The organism is Kitasatospora sp. NPDC023120, assembly GCF_055560835.1.
Genome location: NZ_JBVHHY010000016.1, coordinates 1 through 16135, shown reverse-complemented (window position 1 = coordinate 16135; position 16135 = coordinate 1). Strand labels below are relative to the sequence as shown.

The following is a 16135-nucleotide window of genomic DNA, read 5'->3' as shown; positions in this document are numbered from 1 at the left end:
AGTTCACGTCCGAGTCGCTCGGAACTCCGTCCGGTATGCGCGGGTTCAACGCTCCATAGGCGATTCGGAAGATACGCCAAACGGCCCGCGTCGGCGGCGCGACGACAGTGAGTCCAGAGGAGGCGTCACGCCACCCTGAACCTGCCGTCGCGGAGGTCATGCGTGCCACGTCCCCTGGATGAAGGCTTCCGCCGCGCGCAGCACGGTGCGGATGTCTCCGTTGCGGAGAGCTACAACCGGCACTTCCTCGTCCAGCAGAGGGTTGGCCCCGAGGAACCATGAGCGGGCAACGTGATCACTGTCAGCATCGGCGATGAGGAGCCATGCCCTATGAGCTGCCCGGAGCCGCAGCTGCGCCTCTGTGCTCGGAGTGGGGCCCTCTGGCTTGGCCCAGCGGTACGGCAGCTTGCTATCGCGGACGTTCGACAGTGCCGCCACCGCAGTGGCGCCGAGATGGCCGTTCAGCCTAGCGACCAGCTCGTGGATGTTCATTGCCGTGGTCTTGGCGTGCGCTGCGGTGATCACATCGTTGCTCATTGCTGCTCCTATGTGACGTCTTCTACCGTACTGCCGGGATTCGATACTGCCAACATTTCCACCAAAGTGCCACTTCTTATGCCACGGATCTTCCACTCGTTCGGCGAGGGGCTCTGACTGCTGGATCATGGGGATTGCGCGGGGGCGCACCGGACGGAGGACCCGCGCCATGGCCCGCCCCACCAAGGCGCAGCGCGCTGCCATCGCGCAGCGCCGCGCCGACGCCGTCGAGCTCAAGCTCGCCGGCGTCGACTGGCTCACCATCGGCCGGAAGCTCGCCGCCGACCCGGCGATCAACTCCGACCGTGTCGCTTACCCGCAGGGCTATGGCGTCGATCTGTACACCAAAGGCAAGGAGCCGCCGGACGATGCGGCGCTGATCCGCTACGCGTGCAAGGACGTCAGCCAGGCCCTCCAGGAGCGGCACCTCAACCTCGATATGTCCGTGGACGAGCTGCGCGTCGTCCACCACATGCGCCTGGAGCGGCTGTTCTTTGTAGCGTTCCGTCGGGCGGTCAAGGACGGTGACTTGCCCGCGATCGACCGGGCGATACGCATCCTGGAACGCGACGCACGGCTGCTTGGCATCGACAGCCCGGCCCGCACCGAGTTGTCCGGTCCGGACGCCGGGCCGCTCGAGGTGGAGTCGGTGACCGCTGCGGAGCTGGCGAAGCTGATCGCCTTCTCCGAGGGCGGTGACGACTGATGCCGGCCCCCACAGATCTGATCGCCCAGTACCGGACTCTGCCCGCCCAGCGGCGCCGCGCGATCGCCGAGAAGGCATCCCCGGCGCTGCGGGACGAGCTGGCCGCCGTCGAGAGGGACATCGCGCTGAAGCGGTCGCCCGGCTCGATGGCCGCCCTGCTGACCGCTGGCAGGGAGATGCAGGCGGAGCACCTGGCGCTCATCGACAACGCCTTCGCACGGATCGCCGCAGGCGAGTCCATCCGGCTCCTGCTGACGATGCCCCCGCGGCACGGCAAGTCCCGTCGTGCCGCGAGGTGGGCGCCGCTGTGGTACCTCATGCAGCGGCCCGACCACCGCGTGATGATCGCCTCCTACAGCGCCGACCTTGCGGACGACCACGGCCGGTGGATTCGCGACGCCATCACGACCTGGGGCGAGCAGATCGGCGTCGCCCTCCACCCAGGCTCGAAGGCGGCGAACCGGTTCGACATCGCCGGACACGAGGGCGGTCTCGTCTGCGCCGGCGTGGGCGGTGGCCTGACCGGTAAGGGCGCGCACCTGGCCATCGTGGACGACCCGATCAAGGACGACGCCGAAGCCCAGTCCCCAACGATGCGCAAGCGCCTGTGGGAGTGGTGGCAGTCCGTCCTCCTCACCCGCATCGAGCCAGGCGGCTCAGTGATCGTCATCCAGACCAGATGGAGCGAGGACGATCTCGCGGGACGCATCCTCGCCAGCGAGACCGCCGGGGACTGGATCATCATCGACTTGCCCGCCGTCGCCGACAGCACGAACGACGCCCTCGGCCGCAAGCTCGGCGAGCCCCTATGGCCAGCCCGGTACGGCAAGAAGGCCCTCGCCGGGATACGGCGCGCCGTCGGCGAACGCGTCTGGTGGTCGCTGTACCAGCAGAAGCCCCGCCCGCAGGAAGGCGGAGTCTGGAAGCGCGAATGGATCGACCAGCACCGCGTCACCGCCATCACCTTCAGCGGGCTCGACTTGGCCCGGGTCATCGTCGCCGTCGACCCCGCTGGCGGCGAGAGCCTGGTCGGAGACGAGACCGGCGTCATCGGCGTGGCCCTCGGCTTCGACGACCACCTGTACGTCCTGGACGACCGCTCCGGCAACATGGGCGCCAATGACTGGGGCCTCACCGCCTGCCGCCTCGCCATGGAACTGAAGGCCGACGCGATCGTGGTCGAGTCCAACTACGGAGGCGACATGGCCCGCCAGGTCGTGACCCAGGCGTGGGAGCAGCTCGCCCGTGACGGCGAGACCCGCGGCCTGCTCATGCCGATGATCCTCGAAGTCACCGCAAAGGTCGGCAAGCGCCTCCGCGCTGAACCGATCGCCCAGCTGTACGAGCAGGGCCGCGTCCACCACGTCGGCCACTACTCGCAGTTGGAGAGCCAGATGGTGACCTGGGTGGCTGGCATGGACTCGCCGGACCGCATGGACGCTGCCGTGCACGGGCTGACCGAACTCGCCGACCCCGACCAGCTCAGCGCGATGCCGAACAACCCGGACGACGGCCGGTTCAACGGTCGCCGATGACGCGTAACTGCCACAAGGGGGCTTATGGCCAAAGGCGAAACCTGAACATGTGTCAGGCTCCGCTGCTACCGTCCCGATCATGAAGCTGAAGGGGGCGCGGCTCATCGCCGTTGAGCTACTGTGCGCGGCGCTTGTTGCCGGGGGGATCGCGTGGATCGCCGCATCAGGGGAAACTCCGAAGAAGCCCGACCCGGCTGCCAGCGCCTCGGCATGGGCGGAGCAGTTCGAGGCCAAGCAGAAGCGGTCGATCGCGGCTGGCCGGTTTGCGCAGTCGCTGATCGTCGCTCGCGGCCAGGAGCGGTCGCAGGAGCTATGCGCGGTCGAGTGGGCCAAGCTCGGCCCCGAGCGGCAGGCCGATCTGGACGAGAACGCGTTCGGTGCTGGGTGCGCGTTCCAGCCGTAGGCTGGCAAGGCTCTTGAGTCGGTGAGCCTGACTGACTGCGGCCTGGTTCTCGACGAACGCTTCGAGTACCAGGCCGCGCGACACGTCTGTGGTCAGGGAGCGATCAAGTTGCGGACTGCGTCACTGACCTCGGGCAGTTCGGAGGGGAGTGCCCACTGGTGGGCGTCGTGCTCGGTGAGTACGACGGGTTCGGTCTTCTCCACGGTGGCCGCGAAGTTGAACTGACGGGTCGTACCGCCGCGGCTGTTCTGGTAGTCGAAGTGGCCGATGTAGCCGGTGACCTGGTTAATGGTCAGGCCAGTTTCCTCGGTTGTCTCGCGGTGCAGCGCATCCAGGATGGTCTCCCCGGTCTCGACGGTCCCGGAGGGGATCTCCCAAATCCCGCCCATGTAGTCGTCGGGGTTGCGCCGCACGAGCAGGACGCGGCCGTCGTGGTTGATGACGGCGGCGGCGACGAAGCCGGTGATGCCGGCGGCTTCGGCGTCGGCCGCCAGGCGGGCCGCGAACTCGGGGGAGGTGACGGTCACTGCAGCTCCTTGTGATGGTCGCTGATCTTGATGGCCGCGCGGATGTACTGCTTGGCCAGTTCGAGATCCTGCTCACGATGCCAGACGGGGAGCTTGATCGTGTGGGCGTGGGCGTGCTCGGCGACGGGGAAGTCCCCCGGCTTGTACCGGCGGTGGGAGTGCGGGTGTCCGGGGAACAGCGGGCCGGGCTGCTGGTAGAGCGGCAGCTGGTTCATCGGGCACGTGGAGCCGGGCCGGTCGAACTCGGTGGCGCCTTCGGCGATCAGCGCCTGGTGGAACCGCTCGATCGGCAGGCCGCCGAGCTCGTCGGGCCGGTAGGTGAGCGTCAACCCGTACCAGGACGGGATCACCCCTTCGGGCATGGGGGTGATCTCCAGGCCGGGTATCCCGGCCAGCTGGCCGGTGAGGTAGCGGGCGATCTCCGCCCGGCCGGTGAGGTGGCCGTCGAGGCGGGCAAGCTGGTCGTGGGCGATGGCGGCGGCGAGGGGGTGGATGCGGAGCTTGAGGCCGGCCCCGGTGACCGCGTACCGCGCGAGCGGATGGCCTTCCGGGATCTCGGTCTTGGCGCGCTTGTTGTAGTGCGCGAGCGCGATGACTCGGTGGTAGGTGTCGTCGTCGTCCGTGAGGACGAACCCGCCCTCGCCGCCGGACAGCGGCTTGGGGCCGTTGAGGGAGAACGCCGAGGCGAGGCCGAAGGTGCCGACCTTCTGCCCGGCGATGCTCGCGCCGTGGGCGTGGGAGCCGTCCTCCAGCACCGCCAGGTCGTGGGCGTTCGCGACGGCGACGATGTCGGTCATGTCGGCGGGCTTGCCCCACAGGTGGGTGACCATGACCGCGCGGGTGCGGGGGGTGATCAGCTCCTCGATTCGGTTCGGGTCGATGTTGCCGTCCGGCCGGGTCTCGCACAGCACCGGCACTGCCCGGAGGTGGAAGAGCGGGGAGGCGGTGGCGTGGAAGGTCCAGGCCGGCACGATGACCTCGTCGCCGGGCTTGATCCTCGCGGCCCAGTAGGTGGCGTGCAGGGCGGCGGTGCCGGAGCTGGTGGTGACCGCGTGCCGGACGCCGAAGTACTCCTGAAGGCCGTCCTCCAGCTCGGCGACGATTCCGGACCGGCCGGGGATGGAGATCGACTCCTCCAACTGGGTGGCGACCTTGGCGCGGGTGGTGTCGTCGATCGGCGGCCAGACGAAGTGCGGGCCTGCGGCGGTGACGGCGGGCTTGCCGCCGAGCAGAGCGAGCGTGCTGGTCACAGCATCTCCTTCGGGTCGATGTAGCGCCCGGCCGCCTTGGACCGGTAGCAGGAGGCGATGAACGCTGCGTGCGCGAGGTGCTGGTCGGGGCCGGAGGTGTTGGGCCTCTCGCCGTCCAGGACGCGGCAGAAGTAGTCGATCTGCGCGGCCGATGCCGAGGCCGGCGCGTGCGGGCGGGTCAGCTCCTCCACGACCGCGCCGCCCAGGTCGAGGCGCTGGACCTGGCCCTTAGTCAGCAGCACCGAGCCGCGGGTGCCGACCACGTGCAGCCGCTCGGTCTTCGGGGCCACCCACCTCGACAGCAGCACCGAGCCGTACAGGTCGCTGTCGTAGCCGAGCTGGATGACGGCGGTGTCCTCCGCGTCGTATCCGCCGCCGGGCACGGCCGCGGTGGAGAACTCGGCGATGACCCGGCTGGGCAGGCCGAAGTACCACAGCAGCAGATCGATGAGGTGGTAGCCCATGTCGATAATGCAGCCGCCCCCAGCCTGGCGGACGTCCCCGCGCCAGCCGCCGCCGGGGTCATCGGTGTGGAAGGTGTACTGGCCGTCGATGAGAAACGGGGTACCGATCTGGTCCAGCAGCCCGGCGACGCTGGTGTAGATCGGGTTGAAGCGCCGCTGGAGGGTGACCATCAGCTCGACCTGCCCGGACCGGCAGATCTCGGCAAGGTCCTGGGCCTCCGGCACGGAGGTGGCGAACGGCTTCTCCTTGAGGACGTGGACGCCCCGGGCGGCGCACTCCTGGACGACTTCGCGGCCGGCGTGGTGCGGGACGGCGACGACCACGAAGTCCGGGGCGACCGCGTCCAGCAGGTCACCGGCACGGGTGAACCCGGGGACCTGGAGCTGGTCCTGCCGCTGCCGCAGGGTGTCGGGGTTGCTGTCGCAGACGGCGACGAGTTCGGCCCGGCTGGAGGCGAGCAGGCCGGGCAGATGGTCTTCGAGCGCCTGGTGGCCGAGGCCGATGACCGCAGCGCGTCGTTTCATACGCGGACTCCTTCCGCTTCGTGAAGGAACTTGTCGATGCACGACGAGTAGAGCCCAACTCACGGTCACCAACCAGGCGTTGTCTGTAGTCCCGGGGTAGTCCCGCCCGTACGCGCAGTACGCTCACCGTCACCGTCGATGATGGAATTGGCCCCGTGGACGACCAGATCCGGCACCCCCTCGCCTACGCCCGCGCGCTTCGCGGCTGGTCCCAGACCGACCTCGCGGCCCGCATCCACCACGCCGCCAGGAACAGGCCCGAGGGCCTTCGCTCGGGCACCGACAAGGCCGCCGTCAGCAAGTGGGAGAACTGGAAGAAGACGCCGAGCTTCGAGTCCCAGCTCCTGATCGCCGAAGCCTTCGACGTCCCGATCAGCGACCTGGAAGCCTATGAATGGCCTCACTGGCTGCCCGGCCAGGAACAGCCGGTGCCGCTCGGATCGGCGTTCACCGTCCACGCACTTCGAGACGCACAGAGAGCCGCAATGGATCATCGCCGCCGCACCTTCATGACCTTTAGCGCGCTCGCGCTGGCCGGGCTCTCCGCCCAGTGGGCCACCCTCGAACCCGACCGGCTCACCACCGCTCTGAACGGCAAACATGTCGACGGCGAACTGGTCGACTGGCTGGAGGACACCAGCGCCAAGCTGACCGCCCTGCCCACCGAACAGCGGCAGCACACCGCGAAGCTGATGGACGCCCAGCTGGAGACGGTCACCGATCTCCTGGAACAGGGCCGGTACACCGAGCCCATCGGCCGACGACTCCACCTGCTAGCCGCCTCCCTGGCCAGCACCTGCGGCTGGCACCGCTTCGACCAGGGCCAGCACTTCGCGGCGGGCAAGCTCTGGAACGCGGCTCTCACCAACGCGCACGCCGCCCGCGACCGCGACCTCGGCGCCGGCGTCCTCTCCGACTTCGCCTACCAGTCAATCTGGCTGACCCAGCCCGACGCAGCCGTCGAACCGCTCAGCCAGGCCCTCATCCACACCCAGCACCCCACCGCCCGCTCCCTGCTCTACCTTCGCCGGGCCCGCGCACACGCCGCCCTCGGAGCTGCCGCCGACTGCCACCGCGACCTAACCGCCGCCGAGGCCGCCCTGCTGACCGACAGCCCAGACCCGGCACCCGCCTGGTGCCGATGGATGAGCACAGCTGACCTGGCCGTCGACTCCGGCCAGTGCATGCTCGACCTCGGCCGCACCGACGAAGCCCACGCCCGCATCGACGAGGGCATGAGCCTCCTGCCGCGCTCCCGTGACAAGACCCGCGGGATCTTCCTGACCTACGAGGCCCGCAGCCTCCTACAGGCCCACGAGATCGAACAGGCCCTCGCCGTCACGAACCAATCCCTCGACCTTGCAAGCCGGATCGGTGCCGAACGGTGCATCAGCCTGGTCCGCGAGCTTGTCCCGTCGTTCAAGCCATATCGGCAGGTCGATGGGGTCGCCGATCTCCTGGAGCGGCTCAAAGCGAGCTGACGATGACGGATCCGGTCACGGGCGGCCCGGCAGCGGATCTTGAAATCCAGCGACACGAGAGCGACCGTGCGATCTTGGTCCGCGTACGCTGATGGGTGGCGTGGGGCCTGAGTTGTGCCGGGAGGGCACCCGTGAGCCTGCGTGATCTCGTCATCGACGCCTGGTCGTGGCTGAACTACAAGCCGGTGATGGCCACACCCCCGCGCCGGGGCTTCGGTCCGTTCGGCGAGCTCGCTGCCAGCTGGGTTCCACCGGAGGACCTGCGCCGCCTGCAGGCGTACAAGCTGCTCGCCGCTTACGACCACAACCAGGCCGGGCAGTTGGCTGCCGCAGCTGGCGACGAGACCGGCCTTGAGCGGCGCGAGCTGGGCGATGCGGCGAAGCTGATCGACACCGCGCTCGGCTACCTCCTCGGCTCCGAGCAGACGATCGTCGTGCCTGGCGCTGAGCAGCAGAACGACCCTGTGGCGGGAGATGACGGGGGCCACCGCGCGGTTCAGGAGCAGCTGCGGGCATGGGCGGAGAAGGAGCTGCTGCCTCTTCGGATTCAGCAGGCCGAGCGGGCCGCCATCCGGTCCGGGGATGCCGTCTACACCTTGGCGTGGGAGCCGTCGAAGGGTCGGCCCGCGCTGCGGACGATCGACGCCGGCTTCTACTTCCCCGAGTGGTCCGACGACGAGACCGACGCCGCCGAGTATCCGACCCGCGTGCACTTCGCGTGGGAGCTGCCTGAGGACGACCGCCGCGGGCTGAAGGCCCGGCTCCGGCGGATCACCTACGAGCTTGGACCGATCGGCGCTGCCACACAGCCAGGCGTTTCGAAGGACGGCTTCCCGGTACGGGAGTGGGTTACCGGGCCGGACGGCGACCCTGTCCTCATCGTCGGTGACCAGCTCGACGCGGCGAGCGGGATGGTCAGCCGCACCTACCCGTGGGCGCCAGGCCGGCCGTCCGGCGTGACCTGCTACCTGACCGACGCCGAGTGGCTGCTGGACGACCTCAAGGCGCAGCACGACGTCTACAACCTGCCCATGGACAAGGCCGCCTACCGAGTCCGTTCCGACGGCGAAGTCCTCCAGGGGCTGGACCTGATGATCGACTTCCTGCCCGTCGTCCACCTGACGAACACCATCCCGGATGCCGGGGAGCATTGGGGGCAGCCGCTGATCGCCAAGGTCATGCAGACCCTCGACGAACTCGCAGCCACTGACTCAGACTCGGCCGCCGCCTCGGCGACCACCGGCACCCCGATCATCGGCCTGTCCGGCGTCCGCCTGCCCAAGGACCGCACCACCGGGGCAACACTTCCGCTTCAGGTCCGCGCCGGCACCGTCTGGTCCCTGGCCGACGGCGGATCCATGCACACCCTCGACACCTCCGCCCAGCTCGCCGAACTCCGCTCCCGCATCGACCACCTTCTCGACCGCGTCGCCGGCAACTCTCGCCTCACCTCCTCCGGCCTCGGCACCATCGACCCGGCCGCGGTCCCCTCCGGCTATGCCCTACAGCTCGCACTCGGCCCTCTCGATTCGCTGGTGGCCGCAATGCGCCTGGCCCGGACGCACAAGTACGCGCTGCTCCTCAAGATGGCCTGCCGCCTGCACCAGGCCGGACGGGCCGAGGGCTGGCCGACGGGGGAGAGCCTCCCGGCGAAGCTTGTCTGGGGCCCGCACACGCCGACCGACCGGGCAGCCGTCCTCGACGAGGTGGTCACGGCCTACACCGCTGGCGTCCTGTCGCTGGAGACCGCTGTGAGGATGCTCTCCGACGCGGGCTACCCGATCGAGGAGCCTGCGCAGGAGATCCAGCAGATCGAGGCCCGAGCAGCGGCAGCCGCAGCCCACCAGGCGACCGTGACCGCCGACATGATGGTGCAGAAGCTCCATGGACTGCCGCCAGACCAGATGGCACCGACCCCCCGAGCCGCGGCGGCAAGCAAGGATCTGCTTGATCACCAGGGCGAACCTGTACAACCGGGGCTGCGGACAGAACGGGTTCCCCCGGCGAAACCCTGATGTCGTCCGGGAAGGGTTCCCCCAGCGAAACCCAGTAGGTTCCCCTCGGGAAACCCAGCAGGTTTCGCGGGGGGAACCCTGTCCTTCCTTGGTTCTTCCTAATCCCTTCCTGTACCCCCCTACCCCCACGGCTTCGCCGCAGGGGAGACCCGGCCGTGCACCCGCATGAGTGATCCATCTCCCACAGACGTGAGTTGTCCACAGGGAACCGGGTGTTGGACTAGCGGGGCCTGAAACCGTGGCAGGGTGCCGTCGCGGCTGCCAACCAGGCAGCCCAAGGCGAAGAAGGTGATCAGCGTGGCCCATGCGACAGCGCGCCGGATCAGGAACGCATGCCGGCCTCGGGTGATGCAGCCCGTGGCTAGTTCGAACCGCCTATGGAAGCCCTCAAAGCGCGAGCACCGGGCGTACGCCGCCCGAATGGGCGCCAGGCTCATCGGCGAGCTGATCGGCGGTCTGCTGGGCATCTGAGAGCCAGTAGTCGGCCTGGCAGCTGTCAGGTCTTGTCGCACTTCCAGTCCCACCGGTGACGGTCGGCAGCTCGCGGCCCGTAACGGGCCTGGCCGCCGGGCACATACGAGCCGATCTCTGTCCGCAGTGCGGCACCTTCAGCGAGTTGCGCGTCAGACGAGGTCTGATGACCGGCGCATCCTGGGTCAACGGTGAGCGGGCAGTTCAAGTGGCACCGTGCGCGGCACAGGAAGACGCTGGATGGAGAGGAACGAGGCGGTACGAGTAGGGGTGAGTGTCCGTGCAAGTTCTAATCCAACTGTGGCGGCCTCCGGATGTAACAGCTGCAATAGTTACATCTCCGAGGAAACAGTCCACGGCGGACATCGTGGGCGATATCCCAGGCGTCGAGATCGACTATGCATACAACCCAGTGGCCATGCCCCGCGCTACACCAAAGCTCCCTGGCGGGAACCCGCTCTCCATGAGGCAGCCGCTGAAATTCTCGTTTGATCCAGAAAACGTCAGCGTGCTAGTGCGTGGTGAGATATCAGATGACGATATCCCTGCAAGCGTGTCAATGCTCATGGCGCGCAGAAAAGACATACTCGGGGTATTTGCTGACGCAAGTATTCAGGGGTCACCAGTCTGCTTCAATCAAGACCCTGTTGGCTCCTGGAAGGACGTAGAAGCAAGGTTGCAAGTTACACACTTGCAGGAACATGGTCTTGACGGGCGGGGAGTCGCGCTGGCTATCCTGGATACGGGTATTAATGCCTCTCGACTCGCGCAGACGTTCGGTGATTCTTTTACGGTCGATGCTGCTCGAAGCTGGAGTCCGGACTCTGTTCCGCGTCTTGCCGGGCGCTACCCGGCGGACCATGGGACAATGTGTGCTTTCGATGCATTGATCGCTTCTCCTGCCGTGGAAATCCTTGATATTCCTATACTGCTCTCCCGTCGACGTGGCCTTACTGAGATGGATGGCTATCTCTCGGATGCGGTGGCGGCCTTTGATCATCTTCGGTTAATTCTTGATTCTATGCCGGAAGATGAGCGTGCGCTCGTGGTGAGCAATAGTTGGGGCTGCTATTCCCCTGCCTGGGATTTCGAGCCGGGTAATCCTGGAAATTACTCCAACAATTTGGCGCACCCATTCAATATGGCCGTGGCAGTCTTGGAGAGTGCGGGCGCAGATGTGCTATTTGCGGCAGGCAACTGCGGCGAATACTGTGCGGATCCGGCCTGTAACTGGGGTGACACCCTACCTATTGGCGGTGCGAACTCACATCCCCAGGCCCTCTGTGTTGCAGGGGCGGACGTCAACGGGCAGTGGGCAGGCTTCTCGTCACTGGGGCCTGGAAGGCTTGATCAACATAAACCTGATCTCTGCGGGTATACCCACTTCTCCGGATCTGAGGTGTATGGTGTGGGCTCTGCAGACACGGGTACATCGGCGGCTTGCCCCACCGTGGCTGGGGCGGTTGCGGCTTTGCGGACAGCGTGGCCACCGAGCCGTGTAAGCCCGGGAGAACTTCGGACGATCCTCCAACGATCTGCTGATCACCCCGACGGGCTCACATACAGCAACGATTACGGGTATGGAGTAGTTAACGTAGCGAAGGCGTTGGAGACACTCCAGCGGCAGCAGGGCTGACAAGGGTGGTGATGTGGATGCTGAAGGAGCGGACACTTCTCGTCACCGTGACCCTGCCTGCGGGTTCAACCTTAGAAGATGCACTCAGGCTTCTGGGGCTGAGTCGCGACGAGGTTGATGTGGCGTACGGCCTGGTGGCCGTCGACCGGGCCGAAGGGGAGTACGTCCTGCTCGTGACTGAGGATGCTGCTAGGCGGCTCGAAGGGCCAGAACAGCCGGACGAGGTGGGAGGCGTTTATTCCAATCCGCCCATCTCAGGGTTTGGACCGCCTGGATCGCCGTGAAGTCCTGAGAGGCAGCGTCGCGTCGCGCCTTGCTGTCCTCGGCGCGGGCCAGGCCCCTCTGCCCCCGGCAGCTGCGGAGCGCGAGGGCTCCGCTGCTTCATGCGCCCTGCTGTGCATGCTCGCCCTGACCGCCACCCCGGCCATGGGCGGGTACGTCACTGAACCCGTCGCCGAGCTCAACCGCCAGCCCATCCGCTTTCGACCCCGATGGTCTGGCGGAATGATCGCCACTCAGTATCCTCGGGCGACCGGGCCCCCACGAGGTGGGAGCAGCGCACCTCGTTGGGGCCAGTGCTGGCTAGCGTTTGGCGGCCTCGATCTTGTCCAGCAAGCGCAGGAGTAGGTCGGCCAGGAGAACGACTTCAGCGGCTTCGGTGGGATCGGTGTAGTCAACCCTGCGATGGCTGGCGGGGTTCTTGAAGAGGCCGATGGCCCCCTTGAAGAGTTCCATCAGCGCGACGGTTTCGCCGCCGTCCGCGTCGGGGTCCGTAAGGGGACCTCCGTCCTTCCGAAACGCTTCCTGCATCAACTTGGTGCCGATGAGGCTGTGGGGGAACACACCGAGGCTGCGGACTCGAACCTCGACCTCCTTCATTGCGAGAAGCGCCGCAGCCTCGAAGTCGCCCATGAGAAATTGAGGGCGGACTCGTTCTTCGAGCACAGGAACCATCTCGATGTCGAGGCGCTGGACTGCCCGTACCCACTGGAGCCCCCGGTCAAGGGCTTCCTGACCGGCCCGGCTGACCACGATTGCCGCATCGCTGGACTGCTGGTAGTTCCACACAATGAGCCCACGATTGATCAGCCACGTCCACGCCTCGGTAAGCGCGTGCAGTACGTCTTCCCGGCCCTGGTAGTGCCGCCGGATACTGGTCATCCAGTTCTTCCAGTTCCACTCCTGGCTGTCCCTGGCGTCCCGGAGGACCCGAAACGCAAGGTCGTCGAGCGGCAGTCTGACGACAACGTCTGCCTCAAGAGCCCAGCTTGCGGACGGCATGTCGCTCCAATCGGCGGTGGCCTCGTGAGGCATCAGCAAAGCACGCTCTAACGGCCAGAGGTGGGCGAATCTCCGAGGCCTCGCCGTTGCGGCTCGCTGGCGGAAGCATTTGGGATGACCCGTCACAATGCGGCCAGCGCCAGTTAAATCGCCGGCCGGAACGAGCGGCCACCATGCGGCTGCTCAATGCGCGATGCCAGCACCAGGGGCATCTGGCTACACTGATCATCGGCGCGGGGGCGCTGCTCCGGAGGAATCCGTATCGTGACCGCCCCCCTGTCGCCTCAGCCCGCGACCGACCCGACGGGCCAGCCGACCAACCCGCCCACGCCGGATGCCGGCAGCACGCTTATCACCCAGGACACCCTGAGCCGCCTGCTCGCCAGGGAGAAGTCCCAGGGAGAGCGGGCCGCGATCAAGAAGATCGTCACCGACCTCGGCTTCGCCGACGCCTCCGCGCTGTCGGCGTGGGTGGAGGCGCAGCGCGCGGCTGAGCAGGCATCGCTGTCGGAGGTGGAGCGGCGCGAGCAGGCTGCCGAGAAGCGCGAGCGCGCGGCTGAGCAGCGCGAGAAGGAGGCATTCGCGCGTCTCCGGGCCGCCGTCCGGCAGACCGCCCTGACCCGGCTCGGTGCGAGTGGCGACGACCTCGCCGACGCCGAGCGCCTCCTCGATGTCCCCGACGACGCGGACGACAAGGCCGTCGCCGCCGCTGCTGCGGCCCTGAAGGCGCGCCGCCCGGAGCTGTTCGGCTCCCGACCGACACCTGTGCCGACCCCGGCACCCGGCGGCGCGCCCGCTGGCGGCCCGCCGCCGCGCGGCCAGGCCCCGGCCACGCCTGGCTCGGCCGGCCTGGAGATGGCCCGCCGACGCGGCTTCCTGCCCACCAGCTGACCTCCGCCTGACCCGGCAGCGAACCGGGATGACTGTGGGGACCACGCCCCTCCTCGTGGACAGCACCACCTCGGTGGTGCGAGACACACGCTCGTCTTCCTGCCCCGAGGAGGGGTCTTGACCATCCAGCCGATCACCACGTCGGCGTCGTACACCGCGGACCGGGGTTGGCTCGGGTCCCTGCACGGCACCGACTCCGCCGAAACGATCACGCTCGACATCACCAAGTTCACTGCCGGCACTCACTACCAGGCATCCACCGACCCTGCCCAGCCGTACTCTCGTGTCCTGTCCGGCGTGCCGGTTGGCAAGATCACCGCGTCCAGCCTCTACGGGCCGTTCAACCCCACTGCGACCGACGGCACCCAGAACCTCGCCGGGTTCATCTTCGCCGAGGCCCTGTTCTCGCCCGCCCAGACCAAGGTATCGGCGGCGATGCTGTGGCACGGCGTCGTTCGCGCCGCGAAGGTGCCAGGCGGCATCGACCCGACCAAGGTGACCTTCACCTCCACCGGCCCGCTGATCCGCTTCGTCTGAAAGGAGGCTGAGTCGTGACGATCCAGGACCTGATCACCGGCGTCAGCGCCAATGACCTGACCACGTTCGCCCGTTCGATCCCCAACCCGGCGGACTTCCTGCTCACCCAGAGCGTCTTCCCGACCCTGGTCACCCGGGACGTGAAGTGGCGCATCCGGCAGACCGGACGCTACGTCAACACCGCAAAGTACCGCGCCTACGACGCGAGCGTGCCCTTCGCCGACCGGCAGGCGTGGCAGAACACCCGCGAAGGCATGCTCCCCGCCCTCGGCCAGAAGCTCATCGTCGGCGAGCAGGAGCAGATCCTGCTGGAGCAGTCCCACGGCGCAGACCAGGACCGACTGATCGAGCTGCTGTACGACGACGTCGAGCGGCACGTCGAGGCGATCCGCTCCCGCCTGGAGCTCGCCGCCGGCGACGTTCTCCTCGACGGCAAGTTCACCCTCAACGCCGAGAACGGCCTCACCGTCGAGGTGGACTTCGGTGTGCCCGCCGCCAACATGCCCACCGCGCCGAAGCCGTGGTCCGACCCGACCTCGGACCCCATCACGGACGAGCTCGGCTGGATCCAGTACCTCGACGACCTCGGCGTGCCCGAGCCGGCCATGGTGCTCACCTCCCGCCGCGCGTTCTCCTTCCTCGCGAAGAACAACGCCTACCGGGCCGCGTACTACGGGAGCGTGAACCCGTCCACGACCCCGACCGCCACGCTTACCCCGCAGCAGGTCAACGTCGTACGCGGCAACTACAACCTGCCGCCGATCACCCTGTACAAGGCGCAGGTCCGGGTCGACGGCACCCCGACCAAGGTCCTGCCGGATGACCGGTGGGTCCTTCTGCCGCCGGACCGCGAGAAGTGGGGCCAGACCCAGTACGGCACCACCGCCGAGTCCCTGGTCCTCTCCCGCGGCACCAACCCGGAGATCGACAAGACCGACGCGCCCGGCATCATCATCACCCGAGGGGCCCAGGACGATGCCGTCCAGATCTGGACCAAGGGCGCCGCAGTCGGCATGCCTGTCCTCCACACCCCGGACGCCCACATCGTCGCGAAGGTCCTGTGATGCCGCGCCAACTCGCAACCGCCATCCACATCGACCACCCCACCACCGGGGAACGGCTTCTTCTCCAGCCCGGTGACGAACCCGACCCCGAGGTCGCCGACCTCATCACCCACCCAGGGGCCTGGGAACCGGACGACGACGCCGACACCGAGCAGTACGACGACGAAGACGACGAACCGGACGACGACGGCCCCGAGGACACGCCCGCCCCCCGCCGCCGCACCAAAACCACCACCAGCGAGTAACCCCAGCCGACCACCGGCCAAGGCCCGGCACCCACAACCAGGTGCCGGGCCTCACCACACCCCGAAGGACCAACCACCGATGGACGAAGCAGCCAAGGCCTGGCTCCTCGCACAGCTCGGGCCCAGCAGCGATCCCGCCGACCTCCAAACCCGCTACCAGCGCCTCCACGCCGCCCGCGCCGTCGCCCTGGAGGTCCTCACCGAACGCCGCGCACGCCTCCTCGCCGACCCGCTACGCCTCGTGGTCGACGGCGTGGTTACCATGGACAACACCGCCAACCTCAGCGGCATCGAACGGCAACTCGCCCGACTGCAAGACTGCTTGGGACCGGACGAAACCGGACCCGACGACGACGGACTGCCTCACCTCGTCACCGGCTACCTGAGTTCCGCGCGGCGCATCCGGTAGTCGAATTGAGAGTTACGCCTTGGTCCCCACGCCCTTGCACTGAGGCGACCCCGAAGGGCAGGGTGAACCGCCCCGGGTTCGGTAGAGACTCGATTTCATGTAAGGATTCGAGTCATGGCACGTCCCTCCTCCTACCCGCTTGAGCTGCGCCGTCGTGC

17 protein-coding genes are annotated in these 16135 nt (G+C 67.6%); 12 read left to right on the top strand and 5 right to left on the bottom strand.

Features of this window, described 5'->3' with window-relative positions:
* Window positions 1-156: 156 nt before the first annotated feature.
* On the bottom strand, window positions 157-537 hold the full coding sequence (locus ACZ3TI_RS23410; protein WP_465729184.1) for a hypothetical protein: 381 nt from the start codon (window positions 535-537) through the stop codon (window positions 157-159).
* A gap of 169 nt (window positions 538-706) precedes the next feature.
* On the opposite strand from ACZ3TI_RS23410, the gene ACZ3TI_RS23405 reads away from it, so the two are divergent.
* The 3 genes from ACZ3TI_RS23405 to ACZ3TI_RS23395 all read left to right on the top strand — a co-directional run bounded on the left by ACZ3TI_RS23405 (window position 707) and on the right by ACZ3TI_RS23395 (window position 3181).
* A complete protein-coding gene (locus tag ACZ3TI_RS23405; RefSeq protein ID WP_465729182.1) occupies window positions 707-1243 on the top strand; it encodes a hypothetical protein in 537 nt (178 codons plus the stop codon).
* Window positions 1243-2778, top strand: coding sequence for a terminase large subunit domain-containing protein (locus ACZ3TI_RS23400; RefSeq protein ID WP_465729180.1), 1536 nt, complete (start codon window positions 1243-1245; stop codon window positions 2776-2778). Before ACZ3TI_RS23405 ends, ACZ3TI_RS23400 begins: the two co-directional genes overlap by 1 nt.
* A gap of 79 nt (window positions 2779-2857) precedes the next feature.
* The gene (locus ACZ3TI_RS23395) at window positions 2858-3181 is read left to right on the top strand and encodes a hypothetical protein (RefSeq protein ID WP_465729178.1); all 324 of its coding nucleotides are present in this window, start codon (window positions 2858-2860) and stop codon (window positions 3179-3181) included.
* A 92-nt stretch (window positions 3182-3273) separates the two neighbouring features.
* Here the strand turns inward: ACZ3TI_RS23395 and ACZ3TI_RS23390 are convergent, their stop codons facing one another.
* The 3 genes from ACZ3TI_RS23390 to ACZ3TI_RS23380 are packed head-to-tail and all read right to left on the bottom strand — an operon-like array spanning window position 3274 to window position 5947.
* The gene (locus ACZ3TI_RS23390; RefSeq protein WP_465729176.1) at window positions 3274-3708 is read right to left on the bottom strand and encodes an NUDIX hydrolase; all 435 of its coding nucleotides are present in this window, start codon (window positions 3706-3708) and stop codon (window positions 3274-3276) included.
* Window positions 3705-4958, bottom strand: coding sequence for a DegT/DnrJ/EryC1/StrS family aminotransferase (locus ACZ3TI_RS23385; RefSeq protein ID WP_465729174.1), 1254 nt, complete (start codon window positions 4956-4958; stop codon window positions 3705-3707). The genes ACZ3TI_RS23390 and ACZ3TI_RS23385 overlap by 4 nt, the downstream gene beginning before the upstream one ends.
* Window positions 4955-5947, bottom strand: a complete 993-nt coding sequence (locus ACZ3TI_RS23380) for a Gfo/Idh/MocA family protein (RefSeq protein ID WP_465729172.1) — start codon at window positions 5945-5947, stop codon at window positions 4955-4957. The genes ACZ3TI_RS23385 and ACZ3TI_RS23380 overlap by 4 nt, the downstream gene beginning before the upstream one ends.
* Window positions 5948-6102: 155 nt before the next feature.
* Here ACZ3TI_RS23380 and ACZ3TI_RS23375 point away from each other — a divergent pair, with 155 nt between their 5' ends.
* The 4 genes from ACZ3TI_RS23375 to ACZ3TI_RS23360 all read left to right on the top strand — a co-directional run bounded on the left by ACZ3TI_RS23375 (window position 6103) and on the right by ACZ3TI_RS23360 (window position 11834).
* The gene (locus ACZ3TI_RS23375) at window positions 6103-7428 is read left to right on the top strand and encodes a helix-turn-helix transcriptional regulator (RefSeq protein ID WP_465729170.1); all 1326 of its coding nucleotides are present in this window, start codon (window positions 6103-6105) and stop codon (window positions 7426-7428) included.
* Window positions 7429-7523: 95 nt separating this feature from the next.
* Window positions 7524-9443, top strand: coding sequence for a hypothetical protein (locus ACZ3TI_RS23370; protein ID WP_465729168.1), 1920 nt, complete (start codon window positions 7524-7526; stop codon window positions 9441-9443).
* Window positions 9444-10377: 934 nt separating this feature from the next.
* Complete coding sequence (locus tag ACZ3TI_RS23365; RefSeq protein WP_465729166.1) at window positions 10378-11550, top strand: S8 family peptidase; 1173 nt, start codon at window positions 10378-10380, stop codon at window positions 11548-11550.
* 17 nt (window positions 11551-11567) lie between these two features.
* Window positions 11568-11834 carry a hypothetical protein gene (locus tag ACZ3TI_RS23360; protein ID WP_465729164.1) on the top strand — a complete coding sequence of 89 codons (267 nt, stop codon included), beginning with the start codon at window positions 11568-11570 and terminating at the stop codon, window positions 11832-11834.
* Between the two features lie 298 nt (window positions 11835-12132).
* On the opposite strand, the gene ACZ3TI_RS23355 is transcribed toward ACZ3TI_RS23360, so the two are convergent.
* Complete coding sequence (locus ACZ3TI_RS23355) at window positions 12133-12864, bottom strand: TIGR02391 family protein (RefSeq protein ID WP_465729162.1); 732 nt, start codon at window positions 12862-12864, stop codon at window positions 12133-12135.
* 231 nt (window positions 12865-13095) lie between these two features.
* Between ACZ3TI_RS23355 and ACZ3TI_RS23350 the strand changes: the two genes are divergently transcribed.
* The 5 genes from ACZ3TI_RS23350 to ACZ3TI_RS23330 all read left to right on the top strand — a co-directional run bounded on the left by ACZ3TI_RS23350 (window position 13096) and on the right by ACZ3TI_RS23330 (window position 15977).
* The gene (locus ACZ3TI_RS23350) at window positions 13096-13722 is read left to right on the top strand and encodes a hypothetical protein (RefSeq protein WP_465729160.1); all 627 of its coding nucleotides are present in this window, start codon (window positions 13096-13098) and stop codon (window positions 13720-13722) included.
* A gap of 117 nt (window positions 13723-13839) precedes the next feature.
* Window positions 13840-14259, top strand: coding sequence for a head decoration protein (locus ACZ3TI_RS23345; protein ID WP_465729158.1), 420 nt, complete (start codon window positions 13840-13842; stop codon window positions 14257-14259).
* Window positions 14260-14273: 14 nt separating this feature from the next.
* Complete coding sequence (locus tag ACZ3TI_RS23340) at window positions 14274-15323, top strand: major capsid protein (RefSeq protein WP_465729156.1); 1050 nt, start codon at window positions 14274-14276, stop codon at window positions 15321-15323.
* Window positions 15323-15568: a hypothetical protein gene (locus tag ACZ3TI_RS23335; RefSeq protein ID WP_465729154.1), complete on the top strand. Its 246-nt coding sequence runs from the start codon at window positions 15323-15325 to the stop codon at window positions 15566-15568. The genes ACZ3TI_RS23340 and ACZ3TI_RS23335 overlap by 1 nt, the downstream gene beginning before the upstream one ends.
* A gap of 79 nt (window positions 15569-15647) precedes the next feature.
* On the top strand, window positions 15648-15977 hold the full coding sequence (locus ACZ3TI_RS23330) for a hypothetical protein (protein ID WP_465729152.1): 330 nt from the start codon (window positions 15648-15650) through the stop codon (window positions 15975-15977).
* The last annotated feature ends 158 nt before the right edge of the window (window positions 15978-16135 follow it).

Coding starts and splice junctions, on each gene's coding strand:
- ACZ3TI_RS23410 (WP_465729184.1), bottom strand. CDS start 537: ATGAGCAACGATGTGATCACCGCAGCGCACGCCAAGACCACGGCAATG.
- ACZ3TI_RS23405 (WP_465729182.1), top strand. CDS start 707: ATGGCCCGCCCCACCAAGGCGCAGCGCGCTGCCATCGCGCAGCGCCGC.
- ACZ3TI_RS23400 (WP_465729180.1), top strand. CDS start 1,243: ATGCCGGCCCCCACAGATCTGATCGCCCAGTACCGGACTCTGCCCGCC.
- ACZ3TI_RS23395 (WP_465729178.1), top strand. CDS start 2,858: ATGAAGCTGAAGGGGGCGCGGCTCATCGCCGTTGAGCTACTGTGCGCG.
- ACZ3TI_RS23380 (WP_465729172.1), bottom strand. CDS start 5,947: ATGAAACGACGCGCTGCGGTCATCGGCCTCGGCCACCAGGCGCTCGAA.
- ACZ3TI_RS23365 (WP_465729166.1), top strand. CDS start 10,378: ATGAGGCAGCCGCTGAAATTCTCGTTTGATCCAGAAAACGTCAGCGTG.
- ACZ3TI_RS23360 (WP_465729164.1), top strand. CDS start 11,568: ATGCTGAAGGAGCGGACACTTCTCGTCACCGTGACCCTGCCTGCGGGT.
- ACZ3TI_RS23355 (WP_465729162.1), bottom strand. CDS start 12,864: ATGCCTCACGAGGCCACCGCCGATTGGAGCGACATGCCGTCCGCAAGC.
- ACZ3TI_RS23335 (WP_465729154.1), top strand. CDS start 15,323: ATGCCGCGCCAACTCGCAACCGCCATCCACATCGACCACCCCACCACC.
- ACZ3TI_RS23330 (WP_465729152.1), top strand. CDS start 15,648: ATGGACGAAGCAGCCAAGGCCTGGCTCCTCGCACAGCTCGGGCCCAGC.